The following is a 21,666-nucleotide window of genomic DNA, read 5'->3' as shown; positions in this document are numbered from 1 at the left end:
TCGTGCAGCCATGCAAGGATGCGCGCCAGCTTGGCCTCGGGGGAGGCCGGCAGTTCCGCAGACTTGCCCGATCAACGGGCTTGCGGGAGGACCCAACAAGATAGAAACAATAGGGCTGCACCACATGAAAAAATCCCTTTTGACCCTTTTCGCCCTGGCTGCCATGTCGGCAACGGCGCTTGCGGCCGATATCAAGCCGGCAATCGTCTACGGAACCGGCGGCAAGTTCGATAAGTCCTTCAACGAAGCTGCCTATAACGGCGCTGAAAAGTTCAAGAAGGAAACCGGCATCGCTTACCGCGACTTCGAGCCGACGGGCGACACCCAGGGCGAACAGGCGCTGCGCAACTTCGCCAGCAAGGGTTTCAATCCGGTTATCGCCGTTTCTTTCGCCTGGACCTCCGCGCTGCAGAAGGTTGCTGCCGAATATCCGAAGACCGAATTCGTTCTGATCGACGATAGCCTCGATCTGCCGAACGTCCGCTCGGTCAAGTTCAAGGAAAACGAAGGCTCCTATCTCGCCGGTGTCATGGCCGCCATGGCTTCGAAGACCGGCAAGGTCGGCTTTGTCGGCGGCATGGACATTCCGCTGATCCGCAAGTTCGAATGCGGTTACGAGCTTGGCGCACGCGCCACCAATCCGAAGATCGAAGTCTTCCAGAACATGACCGGCACGACCGGTGCCGCCTGGAACGATCCGGTTCGCGGCGGCGAGCTCACCAAGAACCAGATCGACCAGGGCGCCGATGTTGTTTACGCGGCTGCCGGTGCCACTGGCCTCGGCGTGCTGCAGACGGCTGCTGACAACAAGAAGCTGTCGATCGGCGTTGACTCGAACCAGAACTACCTGCATCCGGGTTCCGTTCTGACGTCCGTCGTCAAGCGCGTCGACCTCGCAGTCTACAATGCCTTCAGCGATGCCAAGAACGGCAAGTTCACGGCCGGCACCCAGGAACTGGGCCTGAAGGAAGATGGCGTCACCGTCGCCATGGACGACAACAACAAGCCGCTCGTCACTCCGGAAATGCAGACTGCCGTCGACAAGGCGCGGACCGATATCGTCGCTGGCACCATCAAGGTCCACGACTATCTGACCGACAACGCCTGCCCGAAGAACTGATATGAATTAAGGGCGTATGACGGAGCAAAACGTCATACGCCCTTTTCTTATCCGGAAACCGGTTTCTGGAGCCCCTATAGTGAACCAAATCTCCGCCATCGAGCTCGTGGGCATCGACAAGAAGTTCGGTGCTGTCCACGCCAATAAAGATATCAACCTGACCGTCGCCAAGGGCTCGATCCACGGGATCATCGGCGAAAACGGTGCCGGGAAATCGACTCTGATGTCGATCATCTACGGCTTCTATCATGCTGATAGCGGCGAGATCCGCATCAACGGCAACCCGATCGCCATCCGCGACAGCCAGACGGCGATAGCAGCCGGTATCGGCATGGTGCACCAGCATTTCATGCTGGTCGACAATTTTACCGTCCTCGAAAACGTCATGCTGGGCGCCGAAGGCGGCGCACTTCTCGCCAAGGGCGTTGCGGCCGCGCGCGCCGAGCTCAACCGGCTGGAGAAGGATTACGGCCTGGAAGTCGATCCGGACGCCTTGATCGAGGAGCTTCCCGTCGGTCAGCAGCAGCGCGTCGAAATCCTGAAGGCGATGTATCGCGGCGCCGAGATCCTCATTCTCGACGAACCCACCGGCGTTCTGACTCCGGCCGAAGCCGACAATCTCTTCCGCATCCTCCGCGTGCTTCGCGATCAGGGCAAGACGATCATTCTCATCACCCACAAGCTGCGCGAAATCATGGCGATCACCGATACGGTATCAGTCATGCGCCGCGGCGAGATGGTTGCCACCCGTAAGACGGCGGAAACCACTGTCGAGGAGCTGGCCGAACTGATGGTCGGACGCCGCGTGCTGTTGCGTGTCGAGAAGGGCGCTCCCAATCCGGGCGAAATCCTGCTCTCGGTGCGCAATCTCACCGTCAAGGATGGCCGTGGCGTCACCATGGTCGACAATGTCTCCTTCGATGTCCGCGCCGGCGAGATCGTCGGCATCGCCGGCGTCGCCGGCAACGGCCAGTCCGAACTGCTGGAGGCGATCGCCGGTATCCGCAAGCCGGCTTCGGGCGAAATCCTTCTGCACGGCAAGCCGATCGGCAACGCCGATCCCGCAGCACTCCGTGACCTTGGCCTTGCCCATATTCCGGAAGATCGCCATCACATGGGCCTCGTCCTCAAGTTCGAGGAATATGAGAATTCCATGCTCGGCTATCATCGCGACCGCAAATACGGGCGCGGCGGCATGCTCGATCTCGACGCCATGCGCAAGGATGCGATCGAGAAGATTGAGAAATACGATATCCGCCCGCCCAACGCGCGGCTGAAAACCGCCAATTTCTCCGGCGGCAACCAGCAGAAGATCGTCGTTGCCCGCGAGATCGAGCGCGACCCGAGGGCGCTGCTAATCGGCCAGCCGACGCGCGGCGTCGATATCGGTGCCATCGAATTCATCCATCGCCGCATCATCGAGATGCGCGACGCCGGCAAGGCGATCCTGCTGGTGTCGGTGGAGCTGGATGAGATCCGTGCGCTTTCGGACCGTATCCTCGTCATGTTCGCCGGCCACATCGTCGGTGAAAAGTCGGCTGAGGCCGGTGAACAAACACTCGGCCTGATGATGGCCGGCATTGCCGCGTGAGGCGTATATGAGCACGGCTTCCGTTCCGCTCCCGAACTGGATCACCTACGGCCTGATCCCTCTTCTCAACCTGATTGTTGCCTTCCTGATTTCCGGCCTCGTCGTCTGGTTCATCGGCGAGAGCCCGCTCGATGCGCTCGTGCTGCTGCTGCAGGGTGCTCTCGGCAGCGGCGAAGGCATCGGCTTCACGCTGTATTATGCGACGAGCTTCATCTTCACCGGCCTTTCGGTCGCGGTCGCCATCCATGCCGGCCTGTTCAATATCGGCTCGGAAGGTCAGGCCTATCTCGGCGGTCTCGGCTGTGCCCTCGTGGCGCTGACACTTGACCGCTACGTGCCCTGGTACGTGACCATGCCGTTTGCTGTCATCGGCGCGGCGATCTTCGGGGCGCTCTGGGCCTTCATCCCGGCCTGGCTTCAGGCCAAGCGCGGCAGCCACGTCGTCATCACGACGATCATGTTCAACTTCATCGCATCGGCGATGATGAACTTCCTGCTGGTGCATGTGCTGATTGTGCCCGGCAAGATGGCTCCCGAGACCCGCACCTTTCTGGAGGGCGGCCAGCTGCCGAAGCTCGGCTGGTTGATGGATCTGTTCGGCTCGACCATCGGTGCTGCGCCGCTCAACGTCTCCTTTCTGATCGCGCTCGTCATGTGCTTCCTCGTCTGGGTGCTCATCTGGCGCACCAAGCTCGGCTATGAAATGCGCACGCTGGGCCTCAGCCCCACCGCTGCGGTCTATGCCGGCATTCCCTATGCCCGCACGGTCATCATCGCCATGCTGCTTTCCGGCGGCCTTGCCGGCATGATGGCGCTTAATCCCGTCATGGGCGCTTCCGCGCGTCTGCAGGTGGAGTTCGTGCTCGGTGCAGGTTTCGTTGGCATTGCCGTGTCGCTGATGGGTCGCAATCATCCACTGGGCATCATCGTGGCGGCGATCCTGTTCGGCATTCTCTATCAGGGTGGCGATGCGCTCTCTTTCGACATGCCGAACATCACGCGCGATATGATCGTGGTGATCCAGGGTCTCGTCATCCTGTTTGCCGGTGCGCTCGAATATATGTTCCGACCTGCGCTTGTGCGCATCTACCAGACATTCGCCAGGACGTGAGGATCGGACGATGGATTATTATGATCTTCTCATCAGCATATTGGGCTCGACCATCCGCCTGTCGATTCCGTTGATTTTCACAGCGCTGGCAGGCCTGTTTTCCGAGCGTGCCGGCATCTTCGATATCGGGCTTGAAGGCAAGATGCTGGCTTCGGCCTTCGCTGCGGCCTGCGTCGCCTCGATCAGCGGCTCGCCGTGGGCAGGTCTTGGCGCCGGTGTTCTCGTCTCCGTCCTCGTCGGTCTGCTGCACGGTTTTGCCTCGATCACCAATCGCGGCAACCAGATCGTCTCGGGCGTCGCGATCAACTTCCTGATGGCCGGCCTGACCATCGTTCTCGGTCAAGCCTGGTTCGGTCAGGGTGGCCGCACGCCGACTCTGCCTGCTACCGCCCGCTTTTCCGGTATCACCCTGCCGGGCGCTGATGCCCTTCGCGACGTTCCGTTCATCGGGCCGCTCTATGCGAATGTCATCTCGGGCAACAATATCCTGACCTATCTCGCCTTCCTCACGGTGCCGATCTCCTGGTGGATCCTCTATCGCACCCGCTTTGGTCTGCGGCTGCGTGCGGTCGGTGAAAATCCGGGCGCGGTCGATACCGCCGGCATCTCGGTCGAATGGCTGCGCTATCGCTCCCTGATCGTTGCCGGCATTCTCTGCGGCTTCTCCGGCACCTATCTCGCCATTGCCCAGTCGGCGGCCTTCATCAACAACATGTCGGCGGGCAAGGGCTATATCGCTCTCGCCGCCCTGATCTTCGCAAAATGGAAGCCGGTGCCGGTCATGTTCACCTGTCTTCTGTTCGGCTTCCTCGATGCCTTCGCCAATTTCATGCAGGGCAAGGCGGTTCCAGGCATTGGCGAGGTGCCGGTACAGATTTTCCAGGCGCTGCCCTATATCCTCACCTGCATCCTGCTTGCAGGCTTTATCGGCGTCGCCAAGCCTCCGAAGGCCGGTGGCGTGCCCTATACCAAGGAGCGCTAAACCCATGTCGCATGATCTGTTCGAGGCCGCGCGTGGCGCGATGGCTTTCGCGCATGCTCCCTATTCGAAATTCCCGGTCGGCGCGGCGATCCGCGCCGAGGACGGCAAGATCTATATCGGTGCCAATATCGAAAATCTCTCCTTCCCGCAGGGCTGGTGTGCCGAACCGACGGCGATCGGCCAGATGATCATGGGCGGTGCCAAGAAAATCGTCGAGATTGCCGTCATCGCCGAGAAACTGCCGCTCTGCCCGCCTTGCGGCGGCTGCCGGCAGAAGATCGCCGAATTTGCCAGCAAGGAGACGCGCATCTATCTTTGCGACGAAACCGGCGTGAGGAAGACCATGACCATGGACGAGATGCTGCCCTTCAGCTTCGAAACGGAGGTGCTCGGATGAGCGCGGCCGTCGATATCCTCACCGAGAAGCTCGGCGAATTGAAGCCGCGCTATGGCATCATCCTGGGCTCCGGCCTCGGCTCTCTCGTGGATGAGGTCAAAGAGGCGCTGCGCATTCCCTATGCCGACCTGCCCGGCTTCCCGGTCAGCGCCGTATCAGGCCATGCCGGTACGCTGGTCGCAGGCAAGCTCGGCGATGTCCCGGTCATCATGCTCTCCGGTCGTGTGCATTATTATGAAAAGGGCGACGCCAATGCCATGCGCCAGCCGATCGAAACCCTGAAAGCGCTTGGCGTCGACACGCTGATCCTGACGAACTCGGCCGGATCGCTGCGGGAAGAGATGCCGCCGGGATCGGTGATGCAAATCACCGATCACATCAACTATTCCGGCATGAACCCGCTGATCGGCGAGGAAAGCGACAGGCGCTTCGTCGGCATGACGAGCGCCTATGATACCGACCTCATCATGCGCATGCGCAAGGCGGCGGAAAAGGCCGAGATCAAGCTTTCGCACGGCGTCTATATGTGGTTTTCCGGCCCGAGCTTCGAAACGCCGGCAGAGATCCGCATGGCGCGCATCCTTGGCGCCGATGCCGTCGGCATGTCGACGGTGCCGGAAGTCATCTTGGCGCGTCTTTTCGGTTTGAGGGTTGCCGCTGCCTCCGTCATCACTAACTATGGTGCTGGCATGACCGGCGGAGAGCTCTCGCATGAAGAGACGAAAGACATGGCTCCGGTCGGCGGCGCACGCCTTGCCGCCATCCTGAAAGAAATGATCGCGGATGAAGGAGACTCAGAATGACGGGCCATTCCCTGAGAGAAACGGCAGCCGTTGCGCTTTCCCTTCTCGACCTGACCAATCTCAAGGATGACTGCACGCCGGCGCAGATCGAGGCGCTGTGCGCCCGCGCGCAATCCCCCTATGGCAATACGGCCGCCATCTGCATCTGGCCGCGCTTCGTCGCGCAGGCGCGCGGCATTCTCGGCACCGATCATGCCATGAAGATCGCGACCGTGGTGAATTTCCCCAGCGGCGATATGGAGGTGGCCGATGTGGCCGCCGAAGCGCGCGAAGCGATTGCCGATGGCGCCGACGAGATCGATCTGGTCATTCCTTATCGTGCCTTCCTGGCCGGCAATGAACAGGCCGTCACCGATATGGTCGCCGCCGTGCGGGCAGAATGCAAAGGCCCGGTGCTTTTGAAGACCATCCTCGAAACCGGCGAAATCAAGGATACCGCGCTGATCCGGCGCGCGTCGGAACTTGCGATCGACGCTGGCTCCGATTTCATCAAGACGTCCACCGGCAAGGTTGCTGTCAACGCGACGCTCGAGGCTGCCGACATCATGCTGCGGGCCATCCGCGCCAGCGGTCGCAAGGTCGGCTTCAAGCCTGCCGGCGGCATCGGCTCCGTTTCCGATGCGGCGCTTTATCTGAGTCTTGCCGAGACCATCATGGCACCAGATTGGGCCATGCCGTCGACCTTCCGCTTCGGTGCATCGAGCCTGCTCGACGATATTCTGAACGTACTGGCCGGCGGCGAGTCCAAGACGGCATCGTCAGGCTACTGATCCATGATCCCGCAGGAGATCATCCGCCGGAAGCGTAACGGCGCCACCCTCTCGGCCGCCGATATCGATGCGTTTATCGGCGCATTGGGGCGTGGCGAACTGGCGGAAAGCCAGATCGGCGCCTTTGCCATGGCCGTCTGGTTTCGCGGCATGACGCGCGAGGAGACGGTGGCGCTGACGCTGGCCATGGCCCGCTCCGGCGATACACTCTCCTGGGACGGCATCGGCAGGCCGATCGCGGACAAGCACTCGACCGGTGGTGTCGGCGACAACGTCTCACTGATGCTGGCGCCCATTGCGGCCGCCTGCGGCCTCGCCGTGCCGATGATTTCCGGCCGTGGTCTCGGGCATACTGGCGGCACGCTCGACAAGCTGGAATCCATCCCCGGTTACGGGATCACGCCGGATGCGGCCCGTTTCCGCAAGGTCGTCGAAGAAGTCGGCTGCGCCATCATCGGCCAGACCGGCGCGCTGGCCCCCGCGGACGGCAAACTCTATGCGGTGCGCGATGTGACCGCGACCGTCGATTCCGTACCGTTGATTACAGCGTCCATTCTGTCGAAGAAACTGGCGGCCGGGCTGGAAACGCTGGTGCTCGACGTCAAGATCGGCAGCGGCGCCTTCATGACTTCGCTAGAAGAGGCCGAGACGCTGGCGCGCTCTCTGGTGGAGGTGGCGAACGGCGGCGGGGTCAAGACTTCGGCTCTGATCACCGACATGAACCAGCCTTTGGCCGATGCGGCCGGCAACGTGGTCGAGCTTCAGAATTGCCTGGATTTCCTGAAGGGCAACAAGGCGGGCACGCGGCTCGAAACGGTCGTCCTTGCCTTTGCATCCGAAATGCTCGTTCAGGCCGGCATTGCCGCGAACGTTGGCGAAGCGGAGGGCAGGGCGCGCGAGGCTTTGGCATCCGGCAAGGCGGCGGAAATCTTCGGCCGCATGGTGCACGCGCTTGGCGGCCCTGCAGATCTGCTGGAACATCCGGATCGCTATTTGGCGAGTGCGCCGATTCAAAAGCCGGTTCTCGCCGTGGCCGATGGCTGGCTTGGCGCCTGCGATGCGCGCGGGATCGGCATGAGCGTCATCGATCTCGGCGGCGGTCGCCGTCGTCCGCAGGACAGGATCGATCATCGCGTCGGCTTTAGCGACATCCTGCCGCTCGGCACGAAGGTGAGCAAAGGTGACCGCATCGCCACCGTACACGCGGCGGACGAGGCAAGCGCGGAGAAGGCAGTGGCCGATCTTTCGGCCAACTATCGCCTTATGGAGGCGGCGCCGGCTTTGTCGCCCGTCATCCTCGGCAGGATCTGACGGACGCAGCCAGATAGGCGTAAGCGGCGCCCATGAGGTGGATTGTCTTACTGCTTCAGCACCAAATTGCCGTTCTGAACCCCGAAAGAGTTCAGCTTCTTCATGAAGCTCATACCGATCAGCGTCGTACCGAGCGCACTGTCCTTCGCCACCACGGCATCGACATTGCGAACGCGGATCGTCCCGATTTCCAGACGATCGAGTTTGATGTAGGCGACTTTGGAAGCGCCATTCGCGGTCTGGGCCGTGTAGCGATAGTCGAGATCGACGCCGCTGAAGCCGAGGCTGCGCGCCGTGCTCTCGTTCATTGCCACATAGGTCGCGCCGGTATCGATCATCCCGTGCACGGCGCGGCCGTTGATGGTGAAATCGCCTTCATAGTGACCGCCCGCATTGGCGCGCAGCTGAACGCTGCCATAGGAAACGGGAGCTTCCGCCTTCGGTGGAGCAAGCGAAACCGCTTCGACCGGTGCGGGTTTCGCGGCATGTTCGCTATAGCTGCTTACCAGCATCGGCACCTGGGTCGCCGCAACGGCGATGACACCGGCAAAGGCAAGAACACGAACGAGCATCGGCAAGGCCCCTCCTGTGGGCCATGCCATCTATAGGCCAAATGTGCTGAAAGGACGCTAATGCAATCAATAAAAAGCCCGACAGTTGAATAACTGCCGGGCTTCCTAAAAAGTATTAGAGCGGATTTACTTCGTGCCGTACATACGGTCGCCGGCATCGCCGAGACCGGGCACGATATAGCCCTTCTCGTTGAGATGGCTGTCGATGGCGGCGGTGAAGACCGGCACATCCGGATGTGCCTTGCGGAAATTGGCGATGCCTTCGGGAGCCGCCAGCAGGCACAGGAAGCGGATATTGTGGGCACCGCGCTCCTTCAGCTTCTCGATCGCGGCAATCGAGGAGTTGCCTGTTGCCAGCATCGGATCGACGACGATGATCAAGCGCTCTGAGATATCCTCGGGCGCCTTGAAGTAATATTCGACCGGCTGCAGCGTTTCGTGATCGCGGTAGACGCCGATGTGCGAGACGCGGGCTGAAGGCACCAGGTCGAGCATGCCCTCGAGCAGGCCGTTTCCGGCGCGCAGGATCGAGGCGAAGACCAGCTTCTTGCCCTCGAGGATCGGCGCATCCATCGGCTGCAGCGGCGTCTCGATGGTCTCGATGGTCAGTTCGAGGTCGCGCGTCACTTCGTAACAGAGCAGCGTCGAAATCTCGCGCAGCAGCCGGCGGAAGCTTCCCGTCGACGTGTCCTTCTTGCGCATGATTGTGAGCTTGTGCTGCACAAGCGGGTGATCGATGACAGTGACGCCGTCCATGGTTTCAGCCTTCCAGTAATTCCGTGATATGAGATGGTTCTTCCACGGAAATCGCCTCTGGTGCAAGAAAATAGGGAAAAACTCCCGATATCATCCCCAAACTCATGCCGCAGACAACGGACGGGCCCGCTCGATTCGTTCGCGCTCGTGCGGAGAGTGCATGACATCCCACAGGTCATTGCGCCGTTGCACGTTCAGCCAGAATTCCGGGCTATTGCCGAACACACGAGCAAGGATAAGCGCCGTTGCAGCCGTCACGCCGCGGCGATTATTGCATAGTTCATTCACATGCTTGCGCTGGACGCCCATGGCTTCGGCCAACGCACTTTGCGTCAGACCCATGGGCTCCATGAATTCTTCGACCAATATTTCGCCGACACTTGCCGGCTTACGTTTTGTCATCAACATCGCAATTGCCCTACCGATAGCTATGGTCGTCCAGATAGATGTCCGCCGCTTCGCCACGACCACCATCCCATCGGAAGATAAGCCGCCATTGCTTGTTGACACGGACAGAGCAAAAACCCTCGAGATTGCCGCGCAATTTCTCGAAATGATTGCTGGGAGGGATCCGTAGATCTTGGTCCGTCACCGCATCATCAATCATCTGGAGCTTACGAAACAGCGGCTATCCAGATCAGACGGTATTTTCTTCGAGTGTACATCTTCGACAAAAAAATCACGCAGCCACTCATCTCGAAAGCTTACGATCATCCTTGGTTCCGGTATGAGTTAATGTACCGCCCTATGGTGCATTTTTCAATTCTGAGCGTTGATTACTTTAATCTCGCCAGCAGCGTCGCCCGCGTCGCCTCGTCCACGAACGCCGCTTCGATCGCCGTGCGGGTCATGGCATCGATCTCGTCGTCGCTAAAACCGAAGGCTGACGACGCCAGCTCGTATTCGCGCTTCAGCGATGTGTGGAAGAAGGGCGGATCATCGGAGCTTATCGTCACCTTCACGCCGGCGTCACGCAGCCTGCGCAGTGGGTGCGATTGGAAGTCCGGGAAGACGTTGAGTGCAACGTTGGAGCCGGGGCAGACTTCCAGCACGGTGCCGAGATCGGCAAGGCGCTTGACGAGATCCATATCCTCGATGGCGCGCACGCCATGGCCGATACGCTGGGGGCGCACCAGATCCACCGCGTCGGCGACGCTAAAAGCGCCGCAGACCTCGCCGGCATGGATGGTTATGCCAAGTCCCGCCTCGCGGGCTATATCGAAGGCGCGGGCGTAATCGGCGACGCGGCCCATGCGCTCCTCGCCGGCCATGTTGAAGCCTGTTATCAGCGGATTGTCGCTCTTGGCGGCATATTCCGCCGCCTTCATGACGCGCTCAGGCCCAAAGTGGCGTTCGCCGGTTACGATCAGCCGAGCCTCGATGCCGGTCTTTGCCTTGGCGGCACGGATGCCGGCGGAAACGCCTGCCATATAGGCGTCGGCGCCGAGGCCGATGCGATCGCCATGATCGGGCGAAACGATGAGCTCGCTATAGATCGTGCCAATGCCGGCCAGCTCTTCCAGATAGGTCTCCGTCAGCAGCGCATAGTCTTCCTCGGTGCGATAGACTTCTGAAACCTTGTCGTAGCAGAGGAGGAATTCGGCAAAATCCTTCCAAAGGTAAACACCGTCCTTGAGGAAGGCGCTGGTGTCTACCCCGTATTTCTCTGCTTGTGCGAGCGTCAATGCCGGTGGAGCTGCGCCTTCCAGATGGCAATGCAGTTCCACTTTCTTCAAATGCGATGTCAAAGGAAGCTCCTCCCGTGCGGCCCTGCCGCAATTCCCAGATGTTTCGCAACCGTTTCGCCGATATCGGCATAGGTCTGACGGACGCCAATGGAACGGGATCGAATACCTGGCCCGTAAGCCATGACGGGCACGCGCTCGCGTGTGTGATCCGTGCCGCGCCAGGTCGGATCGCAGCCGTGATCGGCGGTCAGGATGACGAGATCGCCCGCCTTCAGCTTCTTGTGCACTTCAGGCAGCCGCGCGTCGAATGCCTCGAGTGCTGCGGCATAACCCGGCACGTCGCGGCGGTGACCATAGACCATGTCGAAATCGACGAAATTGGTGAAAACCAGATCACCATCCTCGGCTTCGTCCATGGCCTTCAGCGTCGCATCCATCAGTGCCATGTTGCCATTGGCCTTGATGACCCTGGAAATGCCCTGATGGGCGAAAATATCGCCGATCTTGCCGACGGCATGCACCGTGCGCTCTGCCTTGACGAGACGATCGAGCAGCGTCGGCTCAGGCGGCAGCACAGAGAAATCGCGGCGGTTTCCGGTCCGCTCGAAGGTCGCTGCTGTCTCGCCGACGAAGGGGCGGGCAATGACGCGGCCGATATTGTGAGAATCGAGCAGGGTGCGCACGATCTTGCAGAGGCCGATCAGCCGATCGAGCCCGAAATGCTGTTCGTGTGCTGCAATCTGGAAGACGGAGTCCGACGAGGTGTAGCAGATCGGCTTGCCGCTACGTATGTGCTCTTCGCCAAGCTTGGCGATGATATCCGTGCCGGATGCATGGCAATTGCCGAGAATCCCTGGCAGATCGGCGGCTTCGCAGATGGCCTTCACCAGCTCCGGCGGAAAGGCATCGCCCTCTGCCGGAAAGTAACCCCAGTCGAACATGACCGGCGTACCGGCGATCTCCCAATGACCCGATGGTGTATCCTTGCCGCGCGAGGTTTCGCTGGCGCAGCCATAAAGGCCGTAGAGTTTTTCCGGCAGAGGCATGCCGGCGGGATAATTGCCCGTCGCCGCCTTGGCGATCTCCAGCAGGCCGAGGCCGGACATGATCGGCAATGTCAATGGACCCTGACGCAGGCCTTCGCGATCGGCCGCACCAGCGGCGCAGAACTCGGCGATATGGCCAAGCGTATCGGCGCCCTCGTCACCATAGCTTGCCGCATCCGGGCCGCCGCCTACACCGAAAGAATCCAGAACGAAGAGAAAGGCGCGCGCCATAGATCACCCGATAGAATGCCGTCACCCGGCAGGTCTTCCGGGTTATTGGACGTCACCCATATAACGGAGGCATCGACTTGGCAATTTTCCGTTTGGAAGCACCCGTCAGGCGCCTTTCCTCGGCGTTTTCAGCAATCGCTGCAGCTGATCGAAGTGCCGACGCGCTGCCGGTAATAATATTGCCGGCTGATGGTGATCTGGTTTGTGCCGCTTGGCAGGAAATTGGCACCGAAGCTGAGGAGCTGATAGGGCAGGGCAAGCTCGCTACGGACGAGGAATGTGCTCGCCTGGTTCATGTTGGCCGGCACCGTGACCGTGGAGCCTGGTGTATACGGTCTGGTTCCGTCCTGCGCCCAGGACCAGGCGACGGTCGCCTTGCCGGCCGTGTCGATCGCAATGCCGGTGATCTTCAGCGTCAGGCCCGTCGTGCTATAGGGCGCGAAGATCGCGCCGGCAACGGAAGGCATGCCCGCAAGCACGGACTTGGTGACAGACGGCTGCTGCGAGACGATGTCCGCGATGGAACCTGCAGAACGGCTGGCACGTTTCGAGGCATTGAGGCCGACGGTAAGCTCGAATGCACCGAGATAAAGCATCAGCAATACGGGAAAAAGAATGGCGAATTCGATCGCGCCGACGCCATCTTTGTCGCGAGCGAAGCGTCTTAGTATGCCAAGGCGCGTACTTTCTTTCCCGATCATGCTCTTGAGGCCGCTCACGGATAATTCTCGTTCTGAAAGGCTGCGGTTGCGACGATGAGATAGACCGACGCCGAGCCGTCGGTTGGATGCACGTTGGTAAGATAGGGGCGCAGCAGATCCGTTATGATCTGCCAGCGATAATAGGCGCGCACCATGTTCAGCGACTTGGCGCCGCCGGGTGTAAAAGTGAATCCGGTGGTGCTGAGATCGGAATAAGGATCGGTCGACGACTTGCGGGGGATCGTCGTCGGCATGGATGCGAAGCTCGAATAGCTCTCCACATCGAGATAGAGGTTCGCCGGCGTCTGTACTTCGGTGGAGGAGCAGGTAATGAGCACGGAAATCTGATTGCAGAATGCCTGTCGGAACTGCTGCGAAGTTGTATTGGCTGCCGTAATCTGTCCCGTCCGGATCTGGCGCGACAGAGTATCGACGGCGTTTGAGACGACTTGCTCCGCGGTAAAGGCGACGAAGGTTTCGATGATCGCAAAGACGATCAGAAAATAAGGGATCGCAAGCAGGGCAAATTCGATCGCTGCTGTCCCGTCCCGAGAACGCAGGAATTCACGCAAGCTGCTTCGGGCACTGCGACGTGCGCGGCCTGTATTGGCGTGAGGGGTATTATCTGGCGTCATGGGAAGTCCGCGGCGATTTACACGCGGACGACACTAGAATTGCTTTCTTGATAATCCGTTTCTCTTCTCTCTTCATATTTAGAGGAAACAAGGATTATCGTTTGCTGCTCAATTCTTTGAAAGTACTTTAGAATATTTGAGTTATCGAATGTTTCTATTGTCCGGCTGCAGCCGTTGGGGTCGTCGTCGTATTGTTCTGCTGGGCATGCTGTTCGCAATTGGGCGTGCATGACAGCACGGCGCGATCCGTCTGGCGGAAGACACGGACCGTATTGCCTTCGTCGATCGATACCAGGATCTGCTCGTCCACGATGGCATTGCCGTCGGTATCGAGCAGGATGATATTCGTCGTCCCGAAGCTGCGGCCGGTCAGTACGATGGTTTTCGGATCGGCGACCGTGGCATCGGCGACTTGCGAATTGCCGACGATGACCTTGCTGACAGGGCGGTCCAGCTTCAATACGCGCGCGTGATCCATATAGACGCGCAGCATGCTTTCTCCGGCAGCGTGGGAAAGCTGCGGCATCATGCCGGCCATGGCGACAATGCCGGCAAGGAATGCTGTTCTGCCGCCGATTGGCATGGCTTGGCCTCTTGGAAAGCTATGGCGAAAAGAATTTCCCGATAGAATGAGAAAGAATGGTGAATGAACGATTAAGCTCGCCTTCTGTCATGTAATTATGGCGCAGATGTCCCATGCGGACCCTCCTCGTCGCCTTCTTCCGCAGATCGTGTATTAATTCGAGACGAATCGTATATCGTACTAATATTCATACATCTAATAATTTCTATTTGGCTGAAGATTTTCTTTAAAAACGCACAGAAGAACATGCAAGTCACATTAACTATTCTATTTTCGCTTTTGTATTTACTGCACATTAACCTAATTCTTTAAAGCGATGGAAACGGCGGGAAGCTACCGTGCAACTCATCCGATCAACGGCAACAGTTGGCGGACGTGCTGTCAACAAAGTGGAGTTAAACTTATGTCCAAGCTTTTTTCGCGTTTCCTGAAGGATGAATCCGGCGCGACCGCAATTGAATACGGCCTGATCGCCGCCCTGATCTCGGTCGCCATCATCACCGGCGCGACGACCCTCGGTAGTACATTGAACACCACCTTTCAGAATATCTCGAACCACATGACTAATGCTGCTGCGGTCAACAAATAAGCCCAGTATATATTTAGTGCAGATTCTTGGCGAAAACCGCTCGGTATAGTGAGCGGTTTTCGATGTTTTTACTTTCGCAATAGGCGATGTATCTTCAATGATTGAAGCTTCAACATTGTTAATATTTCCGCTCTGCATGTCGATCGCGGCGATCTCCGATCTTCTGACGATGACGATCCCCAATCGCGTTTCACTGGCACTCGCACTCGCATTTCTGGTACTCGCGCAGATCTTCGGCTTGTCGTTTTCGGAAATCGGTATTCATTTCGCCGGTGCCATCGCCGTCTTCCTCGCCTGCTTCGCACTGTTCGCATTAAATGTCATGGGCGGCGGTGACGCCAAGCTCCTGGCCGCGGCCGCGCTTTGGTTCGGCTTTGATGCATCCCTCCTAGAGTTCTTGATCTACGTAGCCTTTATCGGTGGGGCGTTGACGGTTTTGATCATCTTGCTCCGCTCGCAGGCCAACACGATTTTGGCCATTGGTCTTCCTCTGCCGAACTCTCTGGTGATCGCGAAGAAAATTCCTTACGGCATCGCGATCGCGATTGCTGGCATTCTCGCCTTTCCATCTTCACCGGTGTTGATTGCGGCGACGCGCGCCTTGGCTTGAGTCGACTAGTAAAAACAAACTCGCACATATACATTTTCTAATATACACCAAGTAATCATGGTTAAATAACAATAAATGTAACCAGCCATTAACCATAATTACACCAATTATCGGTCATTCTGCAGGGCGAAGAATCCTGTTCCTCAAGGAATGACCATGAAACCCGCTCGCATAATGATACTCGCAGTGGCAGCCGTCGCGGCCGGGATGGCCGGTCTGCTCGCAATGCGCCTGGCTGGTTCGCGCGATATCGTTCCCCAGCAGATTGCGGCGGTGGTGGAGAAGGAGGCGACGATCAATGTCCTCGTTGCCGGTGCCAATCTGCCCGTCGGTTCGCGTCTGAACGAGCAATCGATCCATTGGATGCCCTGGCCGGAAAGCGGCATCGTCAAAGGTCTCATCACTGAACGCGAGCGCCCTAATGCGTTGAAAGATCTGACCGGCGCGGTTGTTCGCCTGCCGATCTTCGAGGGCGAGCCGATCCGCGAGGAAAAGGTCGCCGATTCCAACAGCCGTATCCTTTCTTCGTTGCTACCGGCGGGCAAGCGCGCCGTCGCCACCGAGATTTCCGTCGCCACCGGCGCAGGCGGTTTCATCCTTCCGAATGACCGCGTCGATGTCATCATGGTGCGCAAGGGTTCGCAGCAGCAGCTCGTCACCGAAACCGTGCTCAGCAACGTTCGCGTTCTGGCGGTCGATCAGCAGATCGAGGAAAAGCAGGACGGAAGCAAAGCCGTCGTTGGGGCAACCGCGACGCTGGAGCTGACGCCGGACCAGACGAAGGTCCTGGCGGTCGCGCATCAGATGGCCGATCGCCTGACGCTGGCACTGCGCTCCGTTGCCGACGCGCAGCAACCCGATACGACGGCCGCCGATTATCTGCTGGCCGGGGACAATGGCGGCAGCATGATCCAGGTCATCAAATCGGGAGCGATCGTGACCGACGGCCCCAGCGGGCCGAAACCGCAATGAGAAGGGGCGAGACCATGTTAAAGACAAGCAAGAAAGCCAGCCTCCCCCTTGCCGTAAGCCTCTCCTTCTCGGTTGCCTTTGCCGGCCTGCCCTTGGCAGATGTTCCGGCCTTTCTGCGCACGCCCACAGCTTTTGCAGGCGGCTCGGACAGTATCGTCACAATAGCCGGCCTCGGCACCAAGCGCACTTTGAAGCTTGGTCTCAACAAGGCGCTTGTCGTCGATCTGCCCGCCGACGCCCATGACATCCTTGTCTCCGATCCCAAGATGGCCGATGCGGTGACGCGGACCTCGCGCCGCATCTACCTTTTCGGCAAGACGGTCGGCCAGACCAACATCTTCATCTTCGGCGCCGACGGCAAGGAGATCGTCAGCCTCGATCTCCAGATCGAGCGCGATATTGCTGGCCTGCAGGATAATATCAAGCGCTTCATCCCGGACTCCGATATCAACGTCGAGATCATCTCCGACAACATCGTCCTCACCGGCATCGTGCGCACGCCGCAGGATTCGATCCGCGCACAGCAGCTCGCCCAAGCCTTCCTGAAGGGCGGCGAAGCGACGACACGAAACCAGACCGCCTCCGGCAGCGGCGACAACAACGCAGTCGCCATTTTCGCCGAAGGGCGGCAGACCTCGCAGATCGTCAACATGCTGCAAATCGAAGGCGAGGATCAGGTGACGCTCAAGGTGACCGTCGCCGAAATCAAGCGCAGCGTCCTGAAGCAGATTGGTTTCGACAACCTGGTCAGCAATTCCTCCGGCCTCGGCGTCGCTCAACTCGGCAATATCGGAAACAGCGGAACCACGAATTTCCTGGGAGTAAACGGCGATCCCACAAACGCCACCGGCGCGGGTGGTATCTCGACACTCTTCAAATATGCGCTCGGCAAATACAATATCAGCACCTATCTGAATGCTCTCGAGCAGGCAGGTGCCGTGCGCACCTTGGCGGAGCCGACATTGACCGCCATTTCCGGACAGGCTGCTACCTTCAATTCCGGTGGTCAGACGCTCTATTCCACGACCGACAAGGACGGCAACACGACGATTACGCCCTATACCTATGGTATTACGCTGGCCTTCACGCCTGTGGTCCTGGCCGGTGGCCGCATCAGCCTGCATGTGCAGACCCAGGTCTCGGAACCGGTCGCATCGTCATCCACCCCGACCTACAACCAGCGTGCCGCCAATACTTCGGTCGAGCTGCCATCCGGGGGATCGATCGCGCTTGCCGGCTTGCTGAGCGATAACGTGCAGCAGACGACCTCGGGAACGCCGGGTGCATCGAAGATTCCGATCCTGGGTGCCCTGTTCCGTCAGAAGAGCTTCCAGCGGGATGAGAGCGAGCTTGTGATTATCGCGACACCCTATCTCGTGCGCCCCGTAGCGCGCGACAAGCTTGCTCGCCCCGACGACAATTTTTCTCCGACGAACGATGCCGGTGTCTTCTTCATGAACCGGGTCAACAAGATCTACGGCCGCAAGGATGGTCCGCCGGTCGCCGATGCCGATTTCCACGGCACAGTCGGCTTCATCTACAAGTGAAGAGCGGGATCATGACGCCAGCCTTTTCAACGAGGTCAACGAGAGAGCAAGAGATGGCCAGCCTCGAACGCAATACACCCGGCGGTGCCCGGCCTCGTTTTTCAAGATCGATGCTGATCCTCCCGACATTGGCGCTGATATCGGCCGTCAGCAGTTGCGCGGGCTCCCCAGATGGCATGACGACGAGCGCCATCAGGGATGACTATCGCCAACGGCATCCCATCGTGCTCACCGAAAAGGAGCATAGCGTCGATATACCGGTCGCGGCCAGTGACCGGCACCTGACAACAGGCATGCGCGATACGGTTCGCGGTTTCGTTCAGGATTATCGCGCCCATGCAAGTGGCACGGTGGAAATCCTGTCGCCGCGGCAATCGCCAAATGCCTTCGCCGCATCGGCGCTCAACTCACAAATCCGTCGGGAGCTGGTCACGAACGGTATTCCGTCGGCGCGAATCGTCAACAGCTATTACCCGGCGGGCGGCCCGGGCGATGCTGCGCCGATCCGCCTGCGCTTTACCGCAACGACGGCGGCCACCAACGCCTGCGGCCAGTGGCCGGACGATCTTTCCGACAACGCATTCGACAATCAGAACTATTATAATTTCGGCTGTGCGACCCAGCACAATCTGGCAGCGCAGGTCGCTAATCCGACCGATTTGATTTCGCCGCGCGCGATGACACCGATCGATGCCGATCAGCGCAGCAAGGTCATCAGCGATTATCGCAGCGGCTCAACTCCGACCAGCACGGCGACGGTCGGCGGCTTCGGTAGCGGAAATTGAACGCAAGAGGCTGGCGCAACGGGATGAGATCATGAACGCCATCGAATACGATATCGGCTCGACTGCCCCGGAAGCGGAGGAAGCTTCGCGCTCGGGCAACCTCGACAATCTGCGGCCGCTGCCGCGTATTTCCATACATGCTTTTTGCGAAAGCGAGCAGCTGCAGCAGGTGATGGATCAGTGCGCCAACGATCGGCGCATGTCCAAGGTCAGCCTGCGGATCACCAGCGGCGGTGTGGCGGCTGCGGCGAACATGTTCGCCTCAGCGCCGACCCCAAACCTGATCATTCTGGAGACGCGCGCCAACCCACGCGGCCTCCTGGCGGAACTCGAACCGCTCGCTGCCGTCTGCGATCCGAGCACCAAGGTCATCATCGTCGGCTATCACAACGATATCGGTCTTTACCGCGAACTCATCCGCAACGGTATCTCAGAATATATCGTACAGCCGACCGATATGATCGATCTGATGACGGCGGTGGCATCGATCTTCATCGACCCCGATGCCGAACCGCTCGGCCGCAGCATTGCCTTCATCGGTGCCAAGGGTGGGGTGGGCGCATCCACCATCGCCCATAATTGCGCCTTCGGCATCTCCAGCCTCTTCTCGACCGAAACCATTCTCGCCGATCTCGATCTGCCCTACGGCACCGCCAATATCGATTTTGACCAGGACCCGGCTCAGGGGATAGCCGAGGCCGTCTATGCGCCGGAACGCCTCGACGAGGTCTTTCTCGACCGGCTCCTGACCAAATGCTCGCAGCATCTGTCGCTACTCGCCGCGCCCTCGATGCTGGACCGCGCCTATGATTTCGAAGGGCAGGCATTCCTGCCGGTGCTCGACGTTCTCCAGCGCAGCGCGCCGGTGGCGGTTCTCGACGTGCCGCATGTCTGGACGGAATGGACGCGTTCGGTGCTTGGTGCCGTAGACGAGGTCGTCATCTGTGCCGCGCCTGATCTTGCCAATCTGCGCAACGCCAAGAACCTGATCGACGCTCTGCGCAAGCTGCGGCCGAACGATAAGGCACCGCACCTCATTCTCAATCAGGTCGGCATGCCGAAGCGCCCGGAGATCAATCCTTCGGAATTCTGCGCGCCGCTGGAGACCGACCCGATCGCCATCATACCCTTTGACATCAACCTGTTCGGTAATGCCGCCAACAGCGGGCAGATGATCTCCGAGACTGATCCCAAGTCGCCGATTGCGGAAACTTTCTCGCAGATATCGCACATCGTTACCGGGCGTGTTGCTTTGAAGAAGGCAAGAAAGGGCGGTTTGCTTGGCCTTTTAAAGCGGAAGTAACCCTATGATTTCACATGGATTCCGAAAGCCAATCTTTCGTGAAAGCCATGCAGCAGCAGTAGAATTGGATCGAAGACATGTTTGGCAAGCGCGGAAGTGAAGGTCCTGCAAAGAGCGGCGGCGCAATGCCTCCGCCGGCACCGGCGCGTGCACCCGTTCCCGCTGGCGGGCCAACGGCGCCGGCTGTGCTGATAGAGCCGTCCCGTGATGCCGCGCAGCCACGTCAGCAGGTCGCTCCGCCGCCGATGCAGACGCCTAGCCGGCGTCGCGTGGCGCGCACCGAAGAATATTACGATACGAAATCGCAGGTTTTCTCCGCGCTGATCGATACGATCGATCTCTCGCAGCTCTCCAAGCTCGGTAACGAGGCGGCGCGTGAGGAAATCCGCGATATCGTCAACGATATCATCACGATCAAGAATTTCGCGATGTCGATCTCCGAGCAGGAGGAATTGCTCGAGGACATCTGCAATGACGTGCTTGGCTACGGTCCGCTGGAGCCGCTGCTCGCCCGCGACGACATCGCCGACATCATGGTCAACGGCGCCGGCCAGACCTTCATCGAAGTTGGCGGCAAGACCGTCGAATCCGAAATCCGCTTCCGCGACAATTCCCAGCTTCTATCCATCTGCCAGCGCATTGTCAGCCAGGTCGGCCGCCGCGTCGATGAATCGAGCCCCATCTGCGATGCGCGCCTGCCCGATGGTTCGCGCGTCAACGTCATCGCCCCACCGCTGGCGATCGACGGTCCTGCACTCACCATTCGTAAGTTCAAGAAGGACAAGCTGACGCTCGAGCAGCTCGTCCGCTTCGGCGCCATCACGCCAGAGGGCGCGACGCTTTTGCAGATCATCGGCCGCGTGCGCTGCAACGTCGTCATTTCAGGCGGTACGGGCTCGGGCAAGACGACGCTTCTGAACTGCCTGACCAACTATATCGATCGAGACGAACGCGTCATCACCTGCGAAGACACCGCCGAACTGCAATTGCAGCAGCCGCACGTGGTGCGCCTCGAAACCCGTCCGCCCAACATCGAGGGCGAGGGTGAGATCACCATGCGCGATCTCGTCAAGAACTGCCTGCGTATGCGCCCCGAACGCATTATCGTCGGCGAAGTGCGCGGACCCGAGGTCTTCGACCTGCTGCAGGCGATGAACACGGGTCACGACGGCTCCATGGGCACGATCCACGCCAATACGCCGCGCGAATGCCTGAGCCGCATGGAATCGATGATCGCCATGGGTGGTTTCAGCCTGCCGGCCAAGACCGTCCGTGAGATCATATCCAGCTCCGTCGACGTCGTCATCCAGGCTGCCCGCCTGCGTGACGGTTCGCGCCGCATCACCCAGATCACCGAGGTGATCGGCATGGAAGGGGATGTGATCATTACCCAGGATTTGATGCGCTACGAAATCGAGGGCGAGGATGCGAACGGCCGGATCATCGGGCGGCACGTCTCCACCGGTATCGGCAAGCCGCATTTCTGGGATCGTGCTCGCTATTATAACGAGGAGCGGCGTCTGGCAGCCGCCCTCGATGAGATGGAACAGAAGGCGCAATAGG

23 protein-coding genes and 1 pseudogene are annotated in these 21,666 nt (G+C 59.5%); 15 read left to right on the top strand and 9 right to left on the bottom strand.

The window, feature by feature from the left end; translation table 11 throughout:
- The first annotated feature begins 124 nt into the window (after positions 1-124).
- The 8 genes from JJQ51_RS30415 to deoA all read left to right on the top strand — a co-directional run bounded on the left by JJQ51_RS30415 (position 125) and on the right by deoA (position 8,085).
- Positions 125-1,120, top strand: a complete 996-nt coding sequence (locus JJQ51_RS30415; RefSeq protein ID WP_092714625.1) for a BMP family lipoprotein — start codon at positions 125-127, stop codon at positions 1,118-1,120.
- Positions 1,121-1,199: 79 nt separating this feature from the next.
- Positions 1,200-2,711 (top strand): ABC transporter ATP-binding protein, encoded by a 1,512-nt coding sequence (locus tag JJQ51_RS30410; protein WP_113330622.1) that lies wholly within the window; start codon positions 1,200-1,202, stop codon positions 2,709-2,711.
- A 7-nt stretch (positions 2,712-2,718) separates the two neighbouring features.
- Positions 2,719-3,822, top strand: coding sequence for an ABC transporter permease (locus JJQ51_RS30405; RefSeq protein WP_113330623.1), 1,104 nt, complete (start codon positions 2,719-2,721; stop codon positions 3,820-3,822).
- 10 nt (positions 3,823-3,832) lie between these two features.
- Positions 3,833-4,804, top strand: coding sequence for an ABC transporter permease (locus JJQ51_RS30400; protein ID WP_113330647.1), 972 nt, complete (start codon positions 3,833-3,835; stop codon positions 4,802-4,804).
- A 4-nt stretch (positions 4,805-4,808) separates the two neighbouring features.
- Positions 4,809-5,201: a cytidine deaminase gene (locus JJQ51_RS30395; RefSeq protein ID WP_183812515.1), complete on the top strand. Its 393-nt coding sequence runs from the start codon at positions 4,809-4,811 to the stop codon at positions 5,199-5,201.
- Positions 5,198-6,004 (top strand): purine-nucleoside phosphorylase, encoded by an 807-nt coding sequence (locus JJQ51_RS30390; protein WP_183812513.1) that lies wholly within the window; start codon positions 5,198-5,200, stop codon positions 6,002-6,004. The genes JJQ51_RS30395 and JJQ51_RS30390 overlap by 4 nt, the downstream gene beginning before the upstream one ends.
- Positions 6,001-6,774: a deoxyribose-phosphate aldolase gene (deoC, locus tag JJQ51_RS30385; RefSeq protein WP_183812511.1), complete on the top strand. Its 774-nt coding sequence runs from the start codon at positions 6,001-6,003 to the stop codon at positions 6,772-6,774. The genes JJQ51_RS30390 and deoC overlap by 4 nt, the downstream gene beginning before the upstream one ends.
- A 3-nt stretch (positions 6,775-6,777) precedes the next feature.
- Positions 6,778-8,085: a thymidine phosphorylase gene (deoA, locus tag JJQ51_RS30380; protein WP_269245659.1), complete on the top strand. Its 1,308-nt coding sequence runs from the start codon at positions 6,778-6,780 to the stop codon at positions 8,083-8,085.
- A 47-nt stretch (positions 8,086-8,132) separates the two neighbouring features.
- On the opposite strand, the gene JJQ51_RS30375 is transcribed toward deoA, so the two are convergent.
- From JJQ51_RS30375 to JJQ51_RS30335, 9 genes and pseudogenes are all read right to left on the bottom strand, one after another.
- Entirely contained in the window at positions 8,133-8,657 is a 525-nt protein-coding gene (locus JJQ51_RS30375) for a TIGR02281 family clan AA aspartic protease (protein ID WP_113351456.1), read from the bottom strand.
- A gap of 126 nt (positions 8,658-8,783) precedes the next feature.
- A complete protein-coding gene (gene upp / locus JJQ51_RS30370; RefSeq protein ID WP_015338410.1) occupies positions 8,784-9,413 on the bottom strand; it encodes a uracil phosphoribosyltransferase in 630 nt (209 codons plus the stop codon).
- A gap of 102 nt (positions 9,414-9,515) precedes the next feature.
- Positions 9,516-9,821, bottom strand: a complete 306-nt coding sequence (locus tag JJQ51_RS30365; protein WP_113330628.1) for a HigA family addiction module antitoxin — start codon at positions 9,819-9,821, stop codon at positions 9,516-9,518.
- A 10-nt stretch (positions 9,822-9,831) separates the two neighbouring features.
- Positions 9,832-10,127 (bottom strand): annotated as a pseudogene (locus JJQ51_RS30360) (type II toxin-antitoxin system RelE/ParE family toxin).
- A 62-nt stretch (positions 10,128-10,189) separates the two neighbouring features.
- On the bottom strand, positions 10,190-11,161 hold the full coding sequence (locus JJQ51_RS30355; protein ID WP_269245658.1) for an adenosine deaminase: 972 nt from the start codon (positions 11,159-11,161) through the stop codon (positions 10,190-10,192).
- Positions 11,158-12,378, bottom strand: coding sequence for a phosphopentomutase (locus JJQ51_RS30350; protein ID WP_269245657.1), 1,221 nt, complete (start codon positions 12,376-12,378; stop codon positions 11,158-11,160). The genes JJQ51_RS30355 and JJQ51_RS30350 overlap by 4 nt, the downstream gene beginning before the upstream one ends.
- Positions 12,379-12,506: 128 nt before the next feature.
- Entirely contained in the window at positions 12,507-13,079 is a 573-nt protein-coding gene (locus JJQ51_RS30345) for a TadE/TadG family type IV pilus assembly protein (protein ID WP_269245703.1), read from the bottom strand.
- A gap of 14 nt (positions 13,080-13,093) precedes the next feature.
- Positions 13,094-13,714 (bottom strand): TadE/TadG family type IV pilus assembly protein, encoded by a 621-nt coding sequence (locus JJQ51_RS30340; RefSeq protein WP_113351453.1) that lies wholly within the window; start codon positions 13,712-13,714, stop codon positions 13,094-13,096.
- A 154-nt stretch (positions 13,715-13,868) separates the two neighbouring features.
- On the bottom strand, positions 13,869-14,297 hold the full coding sequence (locus tag JJQ51_RS30335) for a pilus assembly protein N-terminal domain-containing protein (protein WP_145323346.1): 429 nt from the start codon (positions 14,295-14,297) through the stop codon (positions 13,869-13,871).
- A 403-nt stretch (positions 14,298-14,700) separates the two neighbouring features.
- Here JJQ51_RS30335 and JJQ51_RS30330 point away from each other — a divergent pair, with 403 nt between their 5' ends.
- The 7 genes from JJQ51_RS30330 to JJQ51_RS30300 all read left to right on the top strand — a co-directional run bounded on the left by JJQ51_RS30330 (position 14,701) and on the right by JJQ51_RS30300 (position 21,665).
- The gene (locus JJQ51_RS30330; RefSeq protein WP_113351451.1) at positions 14,701-14,886 is read left to right on the top strand and encodes a Flp family type IVb pilin; all 186 of its coding nucleotides are present in this window, start codon (positions 14,701-14,703) and stop codon (positions 14,884-14,886) included.
- A gap of 97 nt (positions 14,887-14,983) precedes the next feature.
- On the top strand, positions 14,984-15,496 hold the full coding sequence (locus tag JJQ51_RS30325; protein WP_113351450.1) for an A24 family peptidase: 513 nt from the start codon (positions 14,984-14,986) through the stop codon (positions 15,494-15,496).
- Positions 15,497-15,652: 156 nt separating this feature from the next.
- On the top strand, positions 15,653-16,468 hold the full coding sequence (gene cpaB / locus JJQ51_RS30320; RefSeq protein ID WP_113351449.1) for a Flp pilus assembly protein CpaB: 816 nt from the start codon (positions 15,653-15,655) through the stop codon (positions 16,466-16,468).
- A 14-nt stretch (positions 16,469-16,482) separates the two neighbouring features.
- Positions 16,483-18,015, top strand: a complete 1,533-nt coding sequence (locus JJQ51_RS30315; RefSeq protein WP_113420607.1) for a type II and III secretion system protein family protein — start codon at positions 16,483-16,485, stop codon at positions 18,013-18,015.
- 53 nt (positions 18,016-18,068) lie between these two features.
- Positions 18,069-18,800 carry a CpaD family pilus assembly protein gene (locus JJQ51_RS30310; protein ID WP_152094606.1) on the top strand — a complete coding sequence of 244 codons (732 nt, stop codon included), beginning with the start codon at positions 18,069-18,071 and terminating at the stop codon, positions 18,798-18,800.
- A 31-nt stretch (positions 18,801-18,831) separates the two neighbouring features.
- Positions 18,832-20,103 carry an AAA family ATPase gene (locus JJQ51_RS30305; RefSeq protein WP_145323358.1) on the top strand — a complete coding sequence of 424 codons (1,272 nt, stop codon included), beginning with the start codon at positions 18,832-18,834 and terminating at the stop codon, positions 20,101-20,103.
- 77 nt (positions 20,104-20,180) lie between these two features.
- Positions 20,181-21,665 carry a CpaF family protein gene (locus tag JJQ51_RS30300; RefSeq protein WP_069610976.1) on the top strand — a complete coding sequence of 495 codons (1,485 nt, stop codon included), beginning with the start codon at positions 20,181-20,183 and terminating at the stop codon, positions 21,663-21,665.
- Position 21,666 lies beyond the last annotated feature (1 nt).

The organism is Rhizobium sp. AG207R, assembly GCF_027109195.1.
In the GTDB taxonomy this organism is placed as follows: Bacteria; Pseudomonadota; Alphaproteobacteria; order Rhizobiales; family Rhizobiaceae; genus Rhizobium; species Rhizobium dioscoreae.
This window is presented reverse-complemented; position numbering and strand designations above follow the sequence as displayed.

Bases quoted from the DNA above. Each gene is read 5' to 3' on its own strand.
- JJQ51_RS30350 (WP_269245657.1), bottom strand. From the start codon at position 12,378: ATGGCGCGCGCCTTTCTCTTCGTTCTGGATTCTTTCGGTGTAGGCGGC.
- JJQ51_RS30315 (WP_113420607.1), top strand. From the start codon at position 16,483: ATGTTAAAGACAAGCAAGAAAGCCAGCCTCCCCCTTGCCGTAAGCCTC.
- JJQ51_RS30300 (WP_069610976.1), top strand. From the start codon at position 20,181: ATGTTTGGCAAGCGCGGAAGTGAAGGTCCTGCAAAGAGCGGCGGCGCA.
- JJQ51_RS30400 (WP_113330647.1), top strand. From the start codon at position 3,833: ATGGATTATTATGATCTTCTCATCAGCATATTGGGCTCGACCATCCGC.
- JJQ51_RS30395 (WP_183812515.1), top strand. From the start codon at position 4,809: ATGTCGCATGATCTGTTCGAGGCCGCGCGTGGCGCGATGGCTTTCGCG.
- deoC (WP_183812511.1), top strand. From the start codon at position 6,001: ATGACGGGCCATTCCCTGAGAGAAACGGCAGCCGTTGCGCTTTCCCTT.
- JJQ51_RS30310 (WP_152094606.1), top strand. From the start codon at position 18,069: ATGGCCAGCCTCGAACGCAATACACCCGGCGGTGCCCGGCCTCGTTTT.
- JJQ51_RS30405 (WP_113330623.1), top strand. From the start codon at position 2,719: ATGAGCACGGCTTCCGTTCCGCTCCCGAACTGGATCACCTACGGCCTG.
- JJQ51_RS30330 (WP_113351451.1), top strand. From the start codon at position 14,701: ATGTCCAAGCTTTTTTCGCGTTTCCTGAAGGATGAATCCGGCGCGACC.
- upp (WP_015338410.1), bottom strand. From the start codon at position 9,413: ATGGACGGCGTCACTGTCATCGATCACCCGCTTGTGCAGCACAAGCTC.
- JJQ51_RS30325 (WP_113351450.1), top strand. From the start codon at position 14,984: ATGATTGAAGCTTCAACATTGTTAATATTTCCGCTCTGCATGTCGATC.
- JJQ51_RS30340 (WP_113351453.1), bottom strand. From the start codon at position 13,714: ATGACGCCAGATAATACCCCTCACGCCAATACAGGCCGCGCACGTCGC.
- cpaB (WP_113351449.1), top strand. From the start codon at position 15,653: ATGAAACCCGCTCGCATAATGATACTCGCAGTGGCAGCCGTCGCGGCC.
- JJQ51_RS30415 (WP_092714625.1), top strand. From the start codon at position 125: ATGAAAAAATCCCTTTTGACCCTTTTCGCCCTGGCTGCCATGTCGGCA.
- JJQ51_RS30345 (WP_269245703.1), bottom strand. From the start codon at position 13,079: ATGATCGGGAAAGAAAGTACGCGCCTTGGCATACTAAGACGCTTCGCT.
- JJQ51_RS30375 (WP_113351456.1), bottom strand. From the start codon at position 8,657: ATGCTCGTTCGTGTTCTTGCCTTTGCCGGTGTCATCGCCGTTGCGGCG.
- JJQ51_RS30365 (WP_113330628.1), bottom strand. From the start codon at position 9,821: ATGTTGATGACAAAACGTAAGCCGGCAAGTGTCGGCGAAATATTGGTC.
- JJQ51_RS30390 (WP_183812513.1), top strand. From the start codon at position 5,198: ATGAGCGCGGCCGTCGATATCCTCACCGAGAAGCTCGGCGAATTGAAG.
- deoA (WP_269245659.1), top strand. From the start codon at position 6,778: ATGATCCCGCAGGAGATCATCCGCCGGAAGCGTAACGGCGCCACCCTC.
- JJQ51_RS30305 (WP_145323358.1), top strand. From the start codon at position 18,832: ATGAACGCCATCGAATACGATATCGGCTCGACTGCCCCGGAAGCGGAG.
- JJQ51_RS30335 (WP_145323346.1), bottom strand. From the start codon at position 14,297: ATGCCAATCGGCGGCAGAACAGCATTCCTTGCCGGCATTGTCGCCATG.